Consider the following 18,187-nt stretch of genomic DNA (forward strand, 5'->3'; position numbering starts at 1 on the left):
TGCTCAGCCAACCAGACTGTCAAATCTGTGACTGTCTCAAAATCCAACAGCGCCTCGCTCAACTCCTCCAATTGAGCAACAGAAAGGTTTTGGATTCCCTCTTGTAGCTGGTCTGAAACACTCCCAAACCGACGGGTGATCAGACGTCTAACGATTGAGTACCCTTCCTCTTGCCTTCCTTCAAGTTTCCCTTCGAGTAAACCCAGTTTATGTCCTTTTTGAATGATCTTCTGATAAATTACAGACTCTTGCATCACGTCCTCCGGAAATAATTCTGTGATCAACCTTTGGTCAAACCGCAAACCAGCTAGTAACTGGGTACAAGCGGATATGTTAGTAAAAGCTAGTGGTTCTTCAATCCTATCCACTGCTGCCGCCACTTGCTCTAATAATCTTGTTGGAGACTCACTCAATGCCAGAGGAGCAAAGGGCAATAAGGCGGGATTTGCCAAAAATAGCTCAGGGTCTTGCTCCCACATTCTGATTACTCGATAGCGATGGCTGGTGTTAGTATCGACCAACTGATTAGTATAAACTTTTTGAGAGCGAGTGAATTTCAGAAATATCACCACCTGCTCTATGGGACAATCATACTTTTCTTTGAGTCTGACCCAATACTTGAGCATTCTCAATGGTAGAGATGGCTTGGAAATCGGTAGGGTTTGAAATTCCCACTGCAATATTTGATTAGGGGTTTGCAGCAGGGTCAAGGAATCGGCGTGAATCGGTTCAGTATTTAACTCAGTTTTCAGGACTGATATTTCAGTAACTTCAATACCATGAAGCCACCTAACCAAATCAGCTGGGTAGTTTTCGGCGAGATATTTACAGATATTATCGTAAGCCAAGGTAGTTATCTATGGTTAACAGTACCTGGGCCAGTTTACAGGATTTGGTCAAAAAAAGCGTTCCCGTAGCGTGACCATTCGCGTAGCGTGGCCTTTTGGCCAAGGTCAATCGCTAACGCGATTGGGGCTCTTTGAGAGCATCGCTTTTTTTATTGCTGATGGGATGCCAACCACACAGCTATATCGGTGACTGTCTCAAAATCCAACAGCGCCTCGCTCAACTCCTCCAATTGAGCTATAGAAAGCTTTTGGATCCCTTGTTGTAGCTGCTCAGAAACACTACCAAACCGACGGGTGATCAGACGTATCACGATTGAGTAACCTTCCTCTTGCCTTCCTTCGAGTAAACCTTCCCGTTTTCCTTCGAGTAAACCCAGTTTATGTCCTTTTTGAATTATCTTCTGATAAATTACAGACTCTTGCATCACGTCCTCCGGAAATAATTCTGTGATCAACCTTTGGTCAAACCGCAAACCAGCTAGTAACTGGGTACAAGCGGATATGTTACTAAAAGCTAGTGGTTCTTCAATCCTATCTACTGCTGCCGCCACTTGCTCTAATAATCTTGTCGGGGACTCACTCAATGCCAGAGGAGCAAAGGGCAATAAGGCGGGATTGGCCAAAAATAGCTCAGGGTCTTGCTCCCACATTCTGATTACTCGATAGCGATGGCTGGTGTTAGTATCGAGCAACTGGTTAGTATAAACTTTTTGAGAGCGAGTGAATTTCAAAAATATCACCACCTGCTCTATGGGACAGTTATACTTTTCTTTGAGTCTGACCCAATACTTGAGCATCCGCAATGGTAGGGATGGCTTGGAAGCTGGTAGAGTTTGAAATTCCCACTGCAATATTTGATTAGGGGTTTGCAGCAGCGTCAAGGAATCCGCGTGAATCGGTTCGGTATTTAACTCAGTTTTGAGCACCGATATTTCAGTAACTTCAATATCATGAAGCCACTTGACCAAATCAGCTGGGTAGTTTTCGGCGAGATATTTACAGATATTATCGTAAGCCAAGGTAATTATCTGTGGTTAACAGTACCTGGCCCAGTTTACAGGATTTGGTCAAAAAAACCTAAGCAACTAAGCTAGGTAGAAATATAGTCATCAAAAATTGGTTTTCTTGTAGCCCACCAATATTGGATAGTATTACCAGGCCACAAAGCGAATACTCTGCCATCTTTATTTTGATACCAACTCATACAGTTTTCTTTTGTCCACACCCTCTTTTCCATAGTTTTCCATAAATCCTGATAATAACGTTTCATTGCTTCCTCCTTAACTTCCAGAGATTTCCAGTCTTCTGTGAGCATTTTATTCAAGCAGCCAATAATATAATTAACTTGGCACTCTACCATTAAGATTACCGAGCTATGACCCAAACCAGTGTTCGGTCCTAAAAGACTAAAAAAGTTAGGAAAATTGGGAACAGAAATACCAAGATACGCTTCTGGTTCGTTGCCCCATATCTCCGCTATAGTCTCTCTGTTTTTACCACGTATATCTATTTTTTTGTAGGACAAAGAGTTAAATCCTGTAGCATAGATAATAGCATCAACTTTATAGTCTTTTCCTAGTTCGGTAACCAAACTATCACTAGTTATGCTTTCTATCTTATCTGTAATCAATGCTACATTTTTTTGATTTAGGCTTTGATAAAAATCGTTATTAATTAAAATTCGTTTACAACCTGGTTGGTAGCTAGGCATCACCGCATCCCGTACTCGGGAGTCATCAATTTCTTGGTGTATGCGTTTTTCCAATTGTTTTCGTAAGTACTTACTAATAAAACTTCCAGTAGTGAATAGAGGAAAACTGATTAAGTCATTACGTAAGTATAGTAATCCCCGGTGCAGTTGCATCAGAATAGGGAACTTCTTAAAAAACCATTGCATCTGGGCTGAATAAGTACTATCGTCTCGGTTAGTAATCCAGTTAGGAGTTCTTTGAAAAATGAATAGTTGTTTTACTTTTTTGGCAACTTCTGGGATAAATTGAACTGCACTGGCGGCAGTTCCTACAACTGCCACCGTTTTATCAGTTAAATCAAAACTGTGGTTCCATCTAGCTGAGTGAAACGAGACTCCTTTGAAGGTTTCCAAGCTAGCCAAATTCGGTAGTTTGGGTAAATTTAAACCTCCCCAGGCACTAATCAGTATGTTAGCTGTTATAGTTTTATTCTCAGCTGTTTCAACATACCAGAGGCAATTTTGGGCATTGAAATGGGCGTTAATAACCTCTTGATTAAAACGGATATGGGGATAAATATTGTATTTACGTGTGCAGTGTTCTAAGTATTTCAATATCTCTGGCTGAGAGGGATAAACTTGGTTCCAATCATGTTTCATCTCAAAAGAGTAACAATATAAATGAGCGGGAATATCACAGGCACATCCTGGGTAGTTATTATCCCGCCAAGTCCCTCCAAGTCCAGAGGATTTTTCTAGTATAACAAAATTTATTTTGGCTTTTTTAAGTTTAATAGCCATGCAGATACCAGACATACCGGCACCGATAATAATTACTTGCATTTTTTCGATGTTAAGAGGATAGTTAATGGCAATTATTTGTTTTGTTATTTAATTTAATACTGATATTTAAAACTAATTGATGTATAGATAAAATATAACCCATAAAATTTCACTCTAATGGTAATATATATTAACTTCAATATTCAAAAAAGCAATTATGGGAAGCCTTGAAGGTAAAATAACCTTAGTCACGGGTGCCAGCCGTGGTATTGGTAAAGGAATTGCGATTGGCCTTGGCGAGGCCGGTGCTACGGTATATATTACTGGTCGTAGTCTCGACAGTTCCAATATCACAGAGGGAGTTTCCGGTAGTCTTAGGGAAACCCAATTAGCTGTGCAAGATGCTGGTGGGATTTGTATTCCGGTAATGGTAGATCATAGCGACGACCAACAAGTGCGCTTACTCTTTGAACGGATTCAAGACGAGCAGAATGGACAACTGGATTTGCTGGTCAATAATGCCTTTTCAGGAGTGCAGGCATTGAAGGATGGATACGAAAAACCATTTTGGGAATGCCCTGAGAATCTTTGGGATGCTGTCAATCATGTCGGTCTCCGCAGCCATTATATTGCCAGTATTTTTGCAGCTCGACTGATGATTCAGCGTCAGCAGGGGCTGATTTGCACCATCTCATCTTGGGGCGGCATGTCTTACATCTTTGGTGCTGCCTATGGAGCGGGTAAAGCAGCTTGTGATCGACTGGCTGCTGATATGGCTGTTGAACTCAAGCCATATAATGTGACGTCCCTTTCGATTTGGCCAGGCATAGTTGGTACCGAACATATTTCCAGTTTGGCTTTGCAAATGGCAGAAGATAAACCAGGTAATCAGCAAAGCCGACTGATCTCTCAAGGCTATAATTGGGAAACTCCTTTATTAACGGGGCGCGTTATTGCTGCCCTTGCTGCAGACCCAACTGTAATGAGCTTTACAGGCCGCGTTCGAGTTGTCGCAGAACTGGCTGAGCACTATGATCTCTTCGATAAAGACGGGTTACGTCCGGTATCACTACGCTCTCTGCGTTTTATAGCTCCAATGTTTTGGCCACCATTAATAAAATATGCGTCGCTGATACCTAACATTAATTTACCCTGGTTTTTCTTACTATGGGGAATACTCCAATCTCCTAAAATTTAACCGATAGCAAAAATTGAGAACAATTAGATGAGCAATCTCCATGGAGCTGTGGTACTAATCACTGGTGCCGCCGGTGGATTCGGTCAGGAATTGACTCGACAATTATTAGAAGCTGGTAGCCGTTTGATCCTCACAGATCTTGATGAAACTATTCTTAAAGAGCGTGCCGAAGCTATTCAACGGAAGGTTAAAACTGGGGATATACTTGCCCTTTTAGAAATTAATCTTTCTGAACGTGAAGGATGCGAAACCCTTTATAGCCAGGTTAAAGACCTGGAAATAGAAATCGATATTTTGATCAACAATGCTGGCATTGGGCTTTTTGGTCGCATGGACGAAGTGCCTGCAGAAACATGGGAAAGGCTGATGCAGGTAAATCTGCTGGCACCAATGCGATTAAGTTCTCTATTTGCCGCCGATATGATTAGGCGTCGCCAAGGTCACATCGTTAACATTTCCTCTACTGCTGGCTGGGTGGCACCCGCTGGCATGGCTCATTATTCTGCTAGTAAATTCGGGTTGCGAGGATTCAGCGAAGGACTTTTAAATGAAGTTAAAATTTATAACGTCAAGGTTACAGCTGTTTATCCCTTTTACAGCCGTACTCCCATTCTCCAGTGCGAACAGTATGGAACCCTTGCTAAAGAAAATCAGGAGTTGCCGGACTATATAATAACTGATCCGGCTAAGGTTATAGGGCAAACAATTCAAGCAATTATTGATAATAAACCTGAAGTTTGTCCTGATGGAATGGCAAAAAGTATCTCAGTTATTAAACGTTTTTTTCCCCAATTATTAAACTGGATTTTTTAAACTGGATTTTTAATGGGTTCAACCGGAAACCAAAGCCAATGTATAGGATTTATACCATTTTTTAATTGGGTAAGGTACTTTCTTTTAGGGAGCAGGGAGCAGGGAATAGGGAATAGGGAACAGGAAAAAAATGGTGTTTTAGGGAATAGGGAATAGGGACGAGCAAGGGTTGGGTGGTGCGAGAAGCCCACACTTCCTACCCTAGTAAGTGTGGGTAGGAAGTGTGGGAGCATGGCACTGAGCTTTGATGTGTACGCATCCGGTTTATTGCTGATGGGATGCCAACCATACCGTTAAATCTGTGATGGTCTCAAAATCCAACAGCGCCTCACTCAACTCCTCCAATTGAGCAACAGAAAGCTTTTTAATCCCCTGTTGTAGCTGGTCGTCAACACTCCTAAACCGACGGATCAGTTGACGTATAACTATTGAGTAACCTTCCTCTTGTTTTCCTTCGAGTAAACCTTCACGTTTTCCTTCGAGTAAACCTTCCCGTTTTCCTTCAAGTAAACCGAGTTTATGTCCTTTTTGAATTATCTTCTGATAAATTACAGACTCTTGCATCACGTCCTCCGGAAATAATTCTGTGATCAACCGTTGGTCGAACCGCAAACCAGCTAGTAACTGGGTACAAGCGGATATGTTAGTAAAAGCTAGTGGTTCTTCAATCCTATCCACTTCTGCCGCCACTTGCTCTAATAATTGTTTAGGAGACTCACTGAATGCCAGAGTGGCAAAGGGCAATAAGGCGGGATTTGCCAAAAATAGCTCAGGGTCTTGCTCCCACATCCTGATTACTCGATAGCGATGGCTAGTGTTACTCTCCAGCAACTGGTTAGTATAAACTTTAGATGAGGTGGTGAACTTCAGAAATATCACGACCTGTTCAACAGGACAGTTATACTTTTCTCTTAGTCTGACCCAATACTTTAGCATCCGCAATGGTAGGGATGGCTTGGAAGCTGGCAGGGTTTGAAATTCCCACTGCAAAATTTGATTAGCCGTTTGCAGCAGTGTTAAGGAATCCGCGTGAATCGGTTCGGTATTTAACTCAGTTTTGAGCACTGATATTTCAGTCACATCAATACCATGAAGCCACCTGACCAAATCAGCTGGGTAGTTTTCGGCGAGATATTTACATATATTATCGTAAGCCAAGGTAGTTATGTATGGTTAACAGTACCTGGGCCAGTTTACAGGATTTGGTTAAAAAAAGCGTACGCGATTATGCTTTTGGCTTCCCCCTGTGAGCAAAATCTGCTCCAATTACCAATTCCCTTTTTCTCAATCACCAACACTATCGACGGCGCTGTTGCAATTTGCGATAAACATCCCGTACATCAACCTGATGGTAAGCCATAGCCACTAGACTGTGGTAGAGCAAGTCCGCTACTTCAGATGCGATCGCATCCGGGTCATCATCCTTACACGCCATTACCACTTCTGCAGCTTCTTCCCCAATTTTTTTAAGAATCTTATTATCTCCACCCTTAAACAATTTACAGGTATAAGACCCTTCTACTGGATGGTCACGGCGATCGCAAATTATTTCAAACAACTGAGACAAGGTATCTGCTGGAGGGGCTACTTTCTTACCCTCCACTAGATGGAAACAGCTACGCTCACCGGTATGGCAGGCAAGATCACCAATTTGTTCCGCCGTCACCAGTAAAGCATCACTGTCACAATCGTAGCAGATAGATTTTATCCTTTGTAAATGCCCAGATGTAGCACCCTTGTGCCACAATTCCTGACGAGAGCGACTCCAAAACCAGGTTTCTCCTGTATCGAGGGTTTTTTGCAATGACTCCCGATTCATCCAAGCCATCATTAATATCGTACCATCTAGATAATCTTGGACAATGGCTGGCACTAGTCCTTGATCGTTGTAGCGAATTTGGTCAACTGGTATAGCTTGGCTAATGGAAGTCGGTTCAGATGCTGACATAGTTTTAGGGCAACGGATTGAAACACCCAGCGGGTCAAACAGCTTTAATGAGATACACCCTACAAGATACCACCCCTGGAATCCAATTGATCAGTAAATAGTGATCAGTAAATCTGCATTCTTTCTTTACAAAGTGAAAACGGATCAGTCTCCATAGGATAATAATCTCTTGTCCAGTATTGCTCCTAAGCCGAAGTTCCCTGATTCCGAAGTTCCCTGTTGTCCTGTTTAAGGGGGGTAATGGGGTTAGAGTTTTTTACCTTATTTTCAACTAACCCGTACACTATTGATATAAGGAGACTATTTTGGTTACTACCACCTCGTTTAAAACCACCAAATCACAAGAAATTTTCAGCGCCGCCAAAGACCTAATGCCAGGAGGGGTAAGCTCCCCAGTCAGAGCCTTTAAATCAGTGGGGGGAGAACCGATTGTATTTGACCGAGTTGAAGGAGCATACATCTGGGATGTAGATGGCAACCAGTACATTGACTATGTAGGTACCTGGGGACCAGCCATTTGCGGTCATGCTCATCCGGAAGTTATTAAGGCATTGCACCAGGCTCTAGACAAGGGTACCAGTTTTGGGGCTCCCTCGGCTCTAGAGAATGTGCTAGCAGAAATGGTGATTGAGGCCGTTCCTAGTATTGAAATGGTGCGGTTTGTTAATTCTGGCACCGAAGCCTGTATGGCAGTGCTGCGCCTGATGCGTGCCTTCACAGGACGGGACAAAATTATCAAATTTTCCGGCTGCTACCATGGTCACGCCGATATGCTGCTGGTACAAGCTGGTTCTGGAGTGGCTACTCTAGGTTTACCGGATTCCCCTGGTGTTCCTAAGTCTGCCACTGCTAATACGTTAACCGCTACCTATAACAACCTGGAGGAAGTTAAAGCTTTATTTGAGCAATATCCCAATGAGATTGGTGGGGTGATCCTAGAACCTGTGGTGGGGAATTCTGGTTTCATCACTCCTGTGCCTGGTTTTCTTGAAGGCTTGCGGGAACTGACTCAAAAGCATGGCGCTCTACTGGTGTTTGATGAAGTGATGACTGGCTTCCGGATTGCCTACGGTGGTGCTCAAGAGAAATTTGGCATCACTCCTGACCTGACTACCCTAGGTAAAATTATCGGTGGTGGTTTGCCCGTGGGAGCCTATGGCGGACGAAAGGATATCATGTCCATGGTGGCACCAGCAGGGCCAATGTATCAAGCCGGAACCCTTTCTGGGAATCCTCTAGCCATGACAGCAGGCATTAAAACCCTGGAGTTACTCAAGAAACCGGGTACCTATGAACAGCTAGAGACTATTACTAAAAAGCTCTCCGAGGGACTGCTGCAAATTGCTAAAGATGCTGGTCATGCAACTACTGGTGGTTACATCAGCGCTATGTTTGGCATGTTCTTTACTGGTGTTCCTGTTCACAACTTCGATGATGCCAAAACCTCTGATTCATCCAAATTCACTGCTTTCCATCGGGGCATGTTAGAGCGTGGAATCTACCTAGCCCCCTCACAATTTGAAGCAGGATTTACCTCCCTAGCTCACACCGAGGACGATATTGACCGCACATTAGCAGCAGCGAAGGAAGTCATCTCTAGTATCAAAGCATAGTAGTCTAGAGGTATCAGCTTAAGCGCTACGCGCACGCTACGCGAACAGCATTCAGCTCTCAGCTCTCAGTTATCAGCTCTGAGCTCTGAGCTCTCAGCTCTCAGTTAGCTTATGGGTAACATCACAGGCTAGAAGCCTGTGCCACCCCACTTGACTTTTGAATAAAATAAGCTGACGGCTGACGGCTGACCACTGACAGCTGAGGGCTGACGGCTGATAACTTACTCAACGATAGTTAGTAAATTGCAAAGCAACTGGCAAATCTTCTTGCTTCAACCGCTGGATGATATTTTGTAAGTCATCCTTAGATTTGCTAGTTACTCTAACTGAATCACCTTGAATCGAGGCTTGCACTTTTTTAAATTCATCTCGAATCAATTTGGTGATTTTTTTACTATATTCTTGGCTGATGCCTTTTTTTAGGGTGATTTCTTGGCGAACACGATTACCACTAGCTGATTCTATTTTACCATATTCGAAGATTTTTTGCGAAAGTTCCCGTTTCGCAGCTTTGGTACGAAGAACAGTATGCACAGCATCTAGGGTAAATTCACTATCAGTATTGATGGTGATAGATTCTTCTCCTAATTCGACAGTGGTTTTTGTATCTTTGAGGTCGTAACGACTTTTGATTTCACGAATAGTTTGATCCACAGCATTGACCAACTCTTGTCGATCAAAGTCACTAACAATATCAAAAGAATAAGTACTAGCCATAATTAATAACGGTCAGCGGTAGGCCGTGAGCAATGGTCACTCACTACCTAACAGCTTAAAACCAAAATGGAAATTTGTTGCACCCTATACAAAATTTTTAAACCTATTGATATCAAGCCCGGTTCCATCAGTATTGGATAAGCCCATAGTCTTGGGGAGGTGGCTCAACCTGGTGGCTCTCAAGACAAATGACCAATAACTAAAACTATCAAGGCTCGAAGCATGTGGACTTGATCTCGTCTAGCCACTAACGCTGCTTAGACTCAGAACAAACAGAGTACCACTCGAAAGAGAGCCGATGGCAAACATCAGCGATCGCCCCAAGGGAATATCGAGAATGTAAAACAGCGAGTAGAAGACTCGGGCAATTACAAATGCGATCGCACACCCGATGGCGAGAGTTGAATTCTGACCCGTAACATAGGCCATCAAAGCGGCTGCGCTAAATATAATAAAGGTTTCAAAGGAGTTCTGATGTGCCCAAGTTGCTCGTTGGGCATAGGGCGGTAGCTGATCAAACATGGCGCGAGGAGCACTTTGGTCATAGCCTAGTTTGAAGCGGCTGTAGCCAACTACCAGAAATGGTAGATAGATTAAAACCGTTGCCCCCACAATACAGTAAAGTAAAATTCCCGAACCGGATAGATGCATAGTCTAGCTCACACTAATCAAAATTAATCACAATTAATCACAACTAATCAAAATAGAACAGAGTAACAACCTTGTTTAGCTGTTCCGCCTCCTTACAGGTGTTGAGGAGGGTACGGCTATCATGGAATGCGAAACAAATTAACTGCTGACACCTCGCAACAATTTCGGCATTACACAAGGCACTAGCTTCAGCGAGAGACAAGGTATCATTTTGGGGGTTTTCCACCAAATGCATTACCTTCTCCAAGTATTTTCGGGATTCCAGTGGCTGTCGCTGAAGACTTTGGGGCAAAATTACCGTTAGCAAGGACGGATCGGCTCGCATAGCACCTCGAATGGCAGCTAAGTTGGTTCCGGTCGCACCAGAGGTAATCAGACGATTACCCGCTTGCACTAAGGCATAGCTCATCATCTCAATTAGATTCTGATGGGTGATAGGAACGTGACGTGACCCCAACAAGGCAATTCGCTTAGAACCAGTTTGCTGTATGGCTGCGAGTTCCTTGGCTAATGTATCGATACTTGCGGTTTCTATTGGTTGACTCAAAGATAAAGATGTTGGTAAAGGCTGAACGACCAGGACATTTTAGCAGAACTCATCCCTCATGTCCTCCTTCAAAAGAATTTCAAGGAAAGGCAATAGGGAATAGGCAATAGGCAATTTCCCTCAAACGTTCCTGAGAATTGCTATAGCAGTCGAAGCAAAGCTTAGGACATCTTTTGCTCCCTGCTGCCTGCTCCCTGCTGCCTGCTCCCTGCTGCCTGCTCCCTGCTGCCTGCTCCCTTTGCTATAGGGTTTAAATAAAATTGCTATATTCTAAATATGTGCTATCATAATGAATGGTTTGGACGCATAGCTCAGTTGGTTAGAGCACCACGTTGACATCGTGGGGGTCACTGGTTCGAATCCAGTTGTGTCCATATTTCTTTAACCCCTTACTCTACCGATGCTCCCAGGCTCGCATTTTACCGGGATTCATCAATCCATAGGGATCAACTATTTCCTTAAACCGCAACTGTTCCATATCAACGGTTTTCATACCCCCATCTTCTAGGATGTAGGTGTGGGGATTAGAAATCATAGCGCCATACTCTTCGTGATAGCGAATAATCTCATTTAAACGCTCCTCAGAACTATACCGAAGGATTTGTAGTCCCACTGGTATAAGTTGTCCTGCTGCTCGCATAAATTCTAAATGCATGATCACTTCATCCCCAAAGTGCTCATACATATGCTCCACCTGCTCCAGATTCACAAATGAGGTTTGTAAATAGGTGAGGCTGGGATCAACACTACGGGCGTGTAAGGTGGTATGATTCCAGGTGAACTCTGCTAGGCTCACTCCTTTACTGGCTTCTAGGGCAGTCTTCTGGTAAGTAACCTCTCCACCATACTCCCGAACTAAATCCTGGAATGGCTCTAGGGAAGATTCCGCGATCATCAGCAAGGCACAGTGCTTAGCTTCCGGAAGGTAGTTGCTGAGAGCAGCAAAGTAGGATGGAATTGGCCAAGCGTGAATGCTAATCAGTTTCTTAATCAAGCCATCGGCATCACCTAAGGCTTGACCAAATCTAGCAGCAGTCATAAAGTCATCAAAGACTACTATCACTTCAGCCCAAGGATAGACTGGCCCTAGGGGTATTTCTAATTCGGTGATAATGCCATTGGTGCCATAGGCGTGATTCACCTTCTGCACCTGATCTGACCGTAATTCGATCACACGGGGCTGGTCTTCGAGGGTGACGACTTGGACAGCATTAAGATTTCCGCGATCGCGTAATGCTCCATAAGTAATGGAACCAATGCCGCCACTGCCGCCACCAATAAATCCACCAATGCTAGCAGTGCGATAGGTAGAGGGAGCCATGCGCAATTCCCAGCCAATTTTATGAGCTTCTTTGTCAAAGGCGGCTAGCTTCACCCCTGGCTGAACAGAAGCTAAACCCGGTTTAATCCAGTTAATCTGATTCATGCGGGTAGTATCGAGAATCAGACCACCGTTGAGGGGGATACACTGACCATAATTACCAGTGCCTGAGCCTCTTACCGTTAGGGGAGCTTTGTACTTAACGCAAACCCTAGCTATTTCCAGAACTTCCGCCACCGTAGTGGGACGAACTACCATATTCCCCCGTTTATCCTTCAGCTGGGATTGCAGTACTGGACTGAAGTGGTAGTAGTCTAGGGATAATTTAGCGACTTTGGTCGGGTCATCAATAATTTCTATTCCGGTAAGTTCCGACGCTAGGGAATTCCAGTCAATAGCTTGGGAGGTTGTCATCTGAGGTTCAGGAGGTCTGGGAAGTAGGTGCAGGGATTGAAACCCATTGACAAATAATATCTTCTACTGGGATACCTGCGGCAATCAGAGCAGAGGTTAACCCTTCCTCGAAGTTATCTTCTTCAATCATGACTTGGCTATCGACTAAGCGAGCATGAAACAGAATGGAGTTGATCCAGCGTTGCTTATCCCAGCCTGTAGCCAGAATCAGAAAATGACCGGAATCGCGATCGCAAACAGGATAAAGCTTAATTGCTTGTAAGCGAGGTTGGGCACGAGTTGCCTCTTGTAGGGTTTTTTTCAGAATATCTGCATAGCTTAGTGAGCGCTCCATAGTAAAATCCGCATAAAAGTACCACCACCTAAGGATATATAGTAAGAAACTACCAAGTGGCTGATTTGTCAATGAGTACTTACTCTACTATTCCTGTATTCTGTTTCAAGCTCGCTAGTGCTACCTTACTCTGCCTGCTCTCGCCGATCCTAGCCTCAGAAAATTTGGGAGTTGCTCCAGCAGTGGCTCAAACGACTCCAGACCAAGCCACTCAAGCGGAGCAGTTATTCGATCGGGCAAGGTTAGAGTTTGTTAAGGGTCAGTTGCCTCAAGCCAAGGAGAGTTATCAACAAGTATTGACGATTTATCGGGAATTGGGAAACTCTACAGGTGTTGCTAAAGCTCTTAATGGCCTAGGACAAGTTTACAATCTATTATCTCAAGAAACCAAAGCCCTGGAAGTATTGCAACAAGCTCTGAAAATCCGTCAAGGTCTAGGGGAGCGAAAGGAAGAAGGGGAAACCCTGACCCATATCGGAACAGTTTATTCAAGTCAAGAAAACTATCCTAAAGCTCTAGAGTTGTTGGAGCAAGCCCTAACCATTAACAAAGAGGTAGGTAATCAGCTTGGGATTGGTTATGCTCTGGTTAATCTTGGCTCAGTTTACTCCTCCCAAGGAGAGTATGACAAAGCCTTAGATAGCTTACAGCAAGGTCTGAGTATTATCAAAGAAGTAGGTAAGACTGGCAAAAGCGATGCTCTGAAAGAGCCGCTACGCGAACGCATTCTAGCACGCTACTATCAAGCCTACGCTCTCAATGTTATCGGCTCAGCTTATATCTGGTCAGGGAAATTGAACCAAGCTGGGGAGTTTCTGGAACAAGCTCATGCCCTGAGTCGAGAAGAAGGTTATCAATTACGAGAAGGTGTAGCCCTGACCTTGAAGGGAATACTGTATAACAATCAAGGGGAATTGGATAAAGGGCTAGAAACCCTGGAGTTGGCATTAGCCATTACTAAACCAACTGGTTTTCGGGGATTAGAACAGAATATTCTATTTTGGATTGGAGGGATTTACAACCAGAAAGGGGAGTATGTCAAAGCCCTGGAGGTTTACCAGGAATCCCTAGCAATTCGGAAAGAATTGGGTAAGCGTAAGCTAGAAGGAATTGCGCTGAATACTATTGGCGTGGTTTACGATAAACAGCAACAGTATGACCAAGCCCTCAATTATTATCAGCAAGCCTTAGCTATTCACCGGGAAGTTAAGAATCAGGTTGCGGAAAGCACCACCCTTGGTAATATTGCTTACCTTTACCGCAAGCAAGAACAGTATGACCAAGCCCTTGACTATTATCAGAAAGTTTTAGCTATTCATCGCCAACTCGGTAAGGGTAAGCTGGAAGGAATTACGCTCAATAATATTGGCTTAGTTTACGATAAACAGCAACAGTATGACCAATCCCTCAATTATTATCAGCAAGCCTTAGCTATTCACCGGGAAGTTAAGAATCAGGTTGCGGAAAGCACCACCCTTGGTAATATTGCTACACTTTACCAAAACCAAGAACAGTTTGACCAAGCCCTAGATTACTACCAGCAAGCTTTAGCTATTCACCGGGAAGTCAAGAATCAAGTTCAGGAATTGAGTACCCTTAATAATCTTGGACAGGTTTACTACAAACAGGGAAAGTATCAGCAAAGCATAAACTATTCCCAACAAACTTTAGCCCTTTCCAAAAAACTTGAAAATCTCACGGGAGAAGGTGTAAGTCTTTGGAGGATTGGGCTAGCTTATTATGCATTGGGCAACCATGACCAAGCCATAGACTACTACCAACAAGCCTTAGAGATTTTCCGCAAACTTAACAATACCTCCATTGAAGCAAGTATCCTGGTAGGGCTTGGACTAGCTCAAATCAGGGAAGGAAAGTATCAGCAAGCCCTGGAGTATTATCAGCAACTCCTAGCCCTTGCCCGAGAAACCAAAGACCGCTCTGAAGAAATAACTGCTCTCAATTTTATTGGGCAAGTTTATGTATCTCAGGGCAAGTATGACCAAGCCCTAGATTCCTACCAGCAAGGTTTGGTTATTGCTAAAGACATTGATGACCAGAAAGCTACTGCAACCCTCCTCAATAATATTAGCTTAGTTTACAGAAATTGGGGAAAGTACAATCAAGCCCTAGATTACTTACAGCAAGGCTTAACCATTAGCGAAAAGTTGAACGATTCCATAGGAATTGCGAATCTATTCAACAACATTGGCGCGATATATGATAACCAAGGGAAGTATAGCCAAGCTTTAGACTATTATCAGCAAGCTTTAGCGATTAACCAAGAGTTGGGCGATCACAGTCGTCATAACGTTGCTACTAACCTCAATAATATTGGGTTAGTTTACAAGAGTCAGGGTGAGTATGACCAAGCTTTAGAATACTACCAGCAATCTCTAGCTATTTCTAAAGACTTGGGGGATCGCTCAGGGGAAGGTACTACCCTCAATAATATTGGGTTTATTTACAAAAGTCAGGGTGAGTATGACCAAGCTTTAGAATACTACCAGCAATCTCTAGCTATTTCTAAAGACATTGGCGAGCGCTCAGGGGAAGGTACTACCCTTAATAATATTGGACAAGTTCACTATAATCAGGGTGAGTATGCTCAAGCTTTAGAAAACTACCAGCAATCTCTAGCTATTTTTAAAGACATTGGTGAGCGCTCAGAGGAAGGTACTACCCTTAATAATATTGGAGAAGTTTACAGAAGTCAGGGTGAGTATGACCGAGCCAAAGAATACTACCAGCAATCTCTAGCTATTTTTAAAGAGATTGGCCAGCGCTCAGGGGAAGCTACTAGCCTCAATAATATTGGGTTTATTTACAAAAGTCAGGGTGAGTATGACCAAGCTTTAGAATACTACCAGGAATCTTTAGCTATTCGTAAAGACTTGGGGGATCGCTCAGGGGAAGGTACTACCCTCAATAATATTGGGTTTATTTACAATAGTCAGGGTGAGTATGATCAAGCTTTAGAATACTACCAGCAATCTCTAGCCATTCGTAAAGACTTGGGGGATCGCTCAGGGGAAGGTACTACCCTCAATAATATTGGGTTTATTTACAATAGTCAGGGTGAGTATGCTCAAGCTTTAGAAAACTACCAAAAAGCGTTAGAGATTGCACAAGACCTAGGGGAGCGCTCCGAAGAAGCTACTATCCTGAGCAATATCGGAATAGTTTACAGTAGCCGGGGAGACAATGCCAAAGCCTTAAACTATTTTCAACAATCCCTAGAAATTAAGCAAGACATTGGTGACAAGGAGGGACTTGCTATAAGTCTCAACAATATCGGAACAGTTAATAATGACCAAGGAGAGTTTAGCCAAGCTCTAGACTATTATCAGCAAGCTTTAACCATTCAACAAGAAATAGGCGTACGCTCTGCAGAAGCTACTACCCTAGGCAACATCGGAACAGTTTACAGTTACTGGGGAAAGTATCCCAAAGCCCTAAAGTATCATCAAAAAGCCCTAGCCATTCGTCAAGAGATTGGTGACCAGGCTGGTATTGGCAGCACCTATAACTATATGGGGCTGAATTATCTGGATTTGGGAGATTATCCCCAAGGCTTAGACTACTTCAATAAAGCTCAGGCCATTTTTAATAAAATTGGGGATAAGGAAGGGATTGGGGTAACCCTAACTAACATCGGAACAGTTTACCAAAAACAGAAACAATACCCCAAGTCTCTCCAATTTTATCAGCAATCCTTGGCTATTTCCCAACAAATTGGTAATCGCCTACAGAAAGCTAACACCCTGACTACTATCGGAATAGTTTATGACAAACTGGGAGAGTATACTAAAGCTAATGACTATCATCAGCAAGGGTTAGAAATTTATCAAAAAATTGGTGTCAAAGCCGGGATTAGCTCTAGCTTATACAATATCGGAATAGTTTACACTAACCTAGGAAACTATCCCCAGGCTTTAGCCTCCTATCAACAAGCCTTAGCCCTTTCCAGAACTCTTGGCACTCGCTTAAGGGAAGGGCAAATTCTGGCTGGTATCGGTAAGTTGTATGATACCCAAAACCAATCGGAATTAGCGATTACCTTCTTCAAACAATCGGTTAATGTCCGAGAAGGGATCCGCAAAGACTTAAAAGTTCTTCCCGTTGAACAACAACAATCCTTTACCAACACTGTTGCTGAAGACTATCGCCGCTTGGCTGATTTATTGACCCAACAAAATCGCAACTTAGAAGCCCTACGGGTGCTGGATTTACTGAAAGTCCAGGAGTTGCAGGATTACCTCAGTAATGTGCGAGGGGATGATAACACCGTTGATGGGATTACAGAACTGACTGAAGAACAGGAAATCATCAAAGGTACCCAACCGATTATCGACCAAGCCATTGCCCTGGGTCAAGAACTCAGTGAACTAGAAACTATTGTTAGGGATAAGCGCACCCAAACCCAGCAACAGCGAATCATTCAACTTAGGAAAAATCAAGCCCAGCTAACCAAAGACTTTCAAGACTTTTTGAATAGTCCAGATGTAGAAAAGCGCTTGGCAAAATTGAGGGAAACTACAGAAGCAGAAAACTTAGACTTAAAGAAGTATGATATACGCTTACGAGAACAACTCCAGCAATTGGAACAGGATGCGGTTATTCTCTATCCCCTAGTATTAGAAGACCGTTTGGAATTAGTCCTAGTCACCCCTTATGCTCCCCCAATTCGCCGCACCGTTAAGGTAAAACGAAAAGACCTGGAAAGAGCGATTACAAACTTCAGCAGACTCCTCGTAAATCCGATCCGTAATGCCAGAACTCCCGCCGAGCAACTATACCAGTGGCTAATTAAACCCATTGAAGCGGACTTAGCCAAAGCTAATGCCAAAACTATAATTTATGCACCTGATGGGAAATTGCGCTATATTCCCCTAGGGGCACTTTATGATGGTGAGCAATGGCTAATTGAGCGGTTGAGAGTTAATCAGATTACTGCTCTGAGCCTAACATCCCTAGACAATAAACCGACACCACAGTTAGACGTGTTTGCCGCAGCGGTCACCAAAGCCCATAAAGGCTTTTCGGCCTTACAGTATACTCAACCGGAAGTAGAGCGTCTGGCAGAAACCTTTCCCAACACTAAGCTATTCATCGATAAACAGTTTCATGGGGATACCATTTATCAGATGAATGACTATTCCGTAGTGCATCTAGCCACCCACGCTGTGTTCAACAAAACTAAACAAGATAGGCACCTCAAAGATCGTGGCACAGGCTTCTAGCCTGTGATGTCAAGCATAACCTGATTACTGATGCTAATAGCTGATAGCTGATAGCTGATAGCTGATTGCT

The 18,187-nt window shown here is 43.5% G+C and carries 15 protein-coding genes and 1 tRNA gene; 5 read left to right on the forward strand and 11 right to left on the reverse strand.

Annotated elements, in window-relative coordinates:
* The 3 genes from F6K52_RS02495 to F6K52_RS02505 form a co-directional block, all read right to left on the reverse strand.
* Positions 1-848: DUF4351 domain-containing protein (locus F6K52_RS02495; protein ID WP_293073573.1), on the reverse strand; the 848-nt coding region annotated here is incomplete at its 3' end.
* 149 nt (positions 849-997) lie between these two features.
* On the reverse strand, positions 998-1,867 hold the full coding sequence (locus F6K52_RS02500) for a DUF4351 domain-containing protein (RefSeq protein ID WP_293073576.1): 870 nt from the start codon (positions 1,865-1,867) through the stop codon (positions 998-1,000).
* A 71-nt stretch (positions 1,868-1,938) separates the two neighbouring features.
* Positions 1,939-3,381, reverse strand: a complete 1,443-nt coding sequence (locus F6K52_RS02505) for an NAD(P)/FAD-dependent oxidoreductase (RefSeq protein WP_293073579.1) — start codon at positions 3,379-3,381, stop codon at positions 1,939-1,941.
* 157 nt (positions 3,382-3,538) lie between these two features.
* Between F6K52_RS02505 and F6K52_RS02510 the strand changes: the two genes are divergently transcribed.
* Both F6K52_RS02510 and F6K52_RS02515 read left to right on the forward strand, forming a co-directional pair.
* Positions 3,539-4,519, forward strand: coding sequence for an SDR family NAD(P)-dependent oxidoreductase (locus F6K52_RS02510; protein ID WP_293073582.1), 981 nt, complete (start codon positions 3,539-3,541; stop codon positions 4,517-4,519).
* Positions 4,520-4,546: 27 nt separating this feature from the next.
* Positions 4,547-5,332, forward strand: a complete 786-nt coding sequence (locus F6K52_RS02515) for an SDR family NAD(P)-dependent oxidoreductase (protein WP_293073585.1) — start codon at positions 4,547-4,549, stop codon at positions 5,330-5,332.
* 61 nt (positions 5,333-5,393) lie between these two features.
* Here the strand turns inward: F6K52_RS02515 and F6K52_RS02520 are convergent, their stop codons facing one another.
* From F6K52_RS02520 to hisIE, 3 genes are all read right to left on the reverse strand, one after another.
* The gene (locus F6K52_RS02520) at positions 5,394-5,525 is read right to left on the reverse strand and encodes a hypothetical protein (RefSeq protein ID WP_293073588.1); all 132 of its coding nucleotides are present in this window, start codon (positions 5,523-5,525) and stop codon (positions 5,394-5,396) included.
* Between the two features lie 71 nt (positions 5,526-5,596).
* Positions 5,597-6,490: a DUF4351 domain-containing protein gene (locus F6K52_RS02525; RefSeq protein WP_293073591.1), complete on the reverse strand. Its 894-nt coding sequence runs from the start codon at positions 6,488-6,490 to the stop codon at positions 5,597-5,599.
* Positions 6,491-6,629: 139 nt separating this feature from the next.
* Positions 6,630-7,280, reverse strand: coding sequence for a bifunctional phosphoribosyl-AMP cyclohydrolase/phosphoribosyl-ATP diphosphatase HisIE (gene hisIE, locus F6K52_RS02530; RefSeq protein ID WP_293073594.1), 651 nt, complete (start codon positions 7,278-7,280; stop codon positions 6,630-6,632).
* Positions 7,281-7,585: 305 nt separating this feature from the next.
* On the opposite strand from hisIE, the gene hemL reads away from it, so the two are divergent.
* The gene (hemL, locus tag F6K52_RS02535) at positions 7,586-8,893 is read left to right on the forward strand and encodes a glutamate-1-semialdehyde 2,1-aminomutase (RefSeq protein WP_293073597.1); all 1,308 of its coding nucleotides are present in this window, start codon (positions 7,586-7,588) and stop codon (positions 8,891-8,893) included.
* A 225-nt stretch (positions 8,894-9,118) separates the two neighbouring features.
* Here hemL and F6K52_RS02540 read toward each other — a convergent pair whose 3' ends face one another.
* The 3 genes from F6K52_RS02540 to F6K52_RS02550 all read right to left on the reverse strand — a co-directional run bounded on the left by F6K52_RS02540 (position 9,119) and on the right by F6K52_RS02550 (position 10,808).
* Positions 9,119-9,610 (reverse strand): YajQ family cyclic di-GMP-binding protein, encoded by a 492-nt coding sequence (locus F6K52_RS02540; protein WP_293073599.1) that lies wholly within the window; start codon positions 9,608-9,610, stop codon positions 9,119-9,121.
* 240 nt (positions 9,611-9,850) lie between these two features.
* On the reverse strand, positions 9,851-10,261 hold the full coding sequence (locus F6K52_RS02545) for an MAPEG family protein (RefSeq protein WP_293073602.1): 411 nt from the start codon (positions 10,259-10,261) through the stop codon (positions 9,851-9,853).
* 43 nt (positions 10,262-10,304) lie between these two features.
* A complete protein-coding gene (locus F6K52_RS02550; protein ID WP_293073605.1) occupies positions 10,305-10,808 on the reverse strand; it encodes a DNA recombination-mediator protein A in 504 nt (167 codons plus the stop codon).
* Between the two features lie 300 nt (positions 10,809-11,108).
* Here F6K52_RS02550 and F6K52_RS02555 point away from each other — a divergent pair.
* Positions 11,109-11,182, forward strand: a tRNA-Val gene (locus tag F6K52_RS02555).
* Positions 11,183-11,202: 20 nt separating this feature from the next.
* Here F6K52_RS02555 and F6K52_RS02560 read toward each other — a convergent pair.
* Together F6K52_RS02560 and F6K52_RS02565 are read right to left on the reverse strand one after the other, a co-directional pair.
* Entirely contained in the window at positions 11,203-12,543 is a 1,341-nt protein-coding gene (locus F6K52_RS02560) for an FAD-binding oxidoreductase (RefSeq protein WP_293073608.1), read from the reverse strand.
* Positions 12,544-12,550: 7 nt separating this feature from the next.
* Complete coding sequence (locus tag F6K52_RS02565; RefSeq protein WP_293073611.1) at positions 12,551-12,877, reverse strand: element excision factor XisI family protein; 327 nt, start codon at positions 12,875-12,877, stop codon at positions 12,551-12,553.
* 71 nt (positions 12,878-12,948) lie between these two features.
* Here F6K52_RS02565 and F6K52_RS02570 point away from each other — a divergent pair, with 71 nt between their 5' ends.
* Positions 12,949-18,117 carry a tetratricopeptide repeat protein gene (locus tag F6K52_RS02570; protein WP_293073614.1) on the forward strand — a complete coding sequence of 1,723 codons (5,169 nt, stop codon included), beginning with the start codon at positions 12,949-12,951 and terminating at the stop codon, positions 18,115-18,117.
* Positions 18,118-18,187 lie beyond the last annotated feature (70 nt).

The sequence above is a fragment of the Moorena sp. SIO3H5 genome, from assembly GCF_010692395.1.
In the GTDB taxonomy this organism is placed as follows: Bacteria; Cyanobacteriota; Cyanobacteriia; order Cyanobacteriales; family Coleofasciculaceae; genus Moorena.

Excerpts from the sequence above, each read along its gene's own strand:
- F6K52_RS02510 (WP_293073582.1), top strand. The coding sequence starts at position 3,539 with ATGGGAAGCCTTGAAGGTAAAATAACCTTAGTCACGGGTGCCAGCCGT.
- F6K52_RS02515 (WP_293073585.1), top strand. The coding sequence starts at position 4,547 with ATGAGCAATCTCCATGGAGCTGTGGTACTAATCACTGGTGCCGCCGGT.
- F6K52_RS02570 (WP_293073614.1), top strand. The coding sequence starts at position 12,949 with ATGAGTACTTACTCTACTATTCCTGTATTCTGTTTCAAGCTCGCTAGT.
- F6K52_RS02505 (WP_293073579.1), bottom strand. The coding sequence starts at position 3,381 with ATGCAAGTAATTATTATCGGTGCCGGTATGTCTGGTATCTGCATGGCT.
- F6K52_RS02565 (WP_293073611.1), bottom strand. The coding sequence starts at position 12,877 with ATGGAGCGCTCACTAAGCTATGCAGATATTCTGAAAAAAACCCTACAA.
- hisIE (WP_293073594.1), bottom strand. The coding sequence starts at position 7,280 with ATGTCAGCATCTGAACCGACTTCCATTAGCCAAGCTATACCAGTTGAC.
- F6K52_RS02560 (WP_293073608.1), bottom strand. The coding sequence starts at position 12,543 with ATGACAACCTCCCAAGCTATTGACTGGAATTCCCTAGCGTCGGAACTT.
- F6K52_RS02540 (WP_293073599.1), bottom strand. The coding sequence starts at position 9,610 with ATGGCTAGTACTTATTCTTTTGATATTGTTAGTGACTTTGATCGACAA.
- F6K52_RS02545 (WP_293073602.1), bottom strand. The coding sequence starts at position 10,261 with ATGCATCTATCCGGTTCGGGAATTTTACTTTACTGTATTGTGGGGGCA.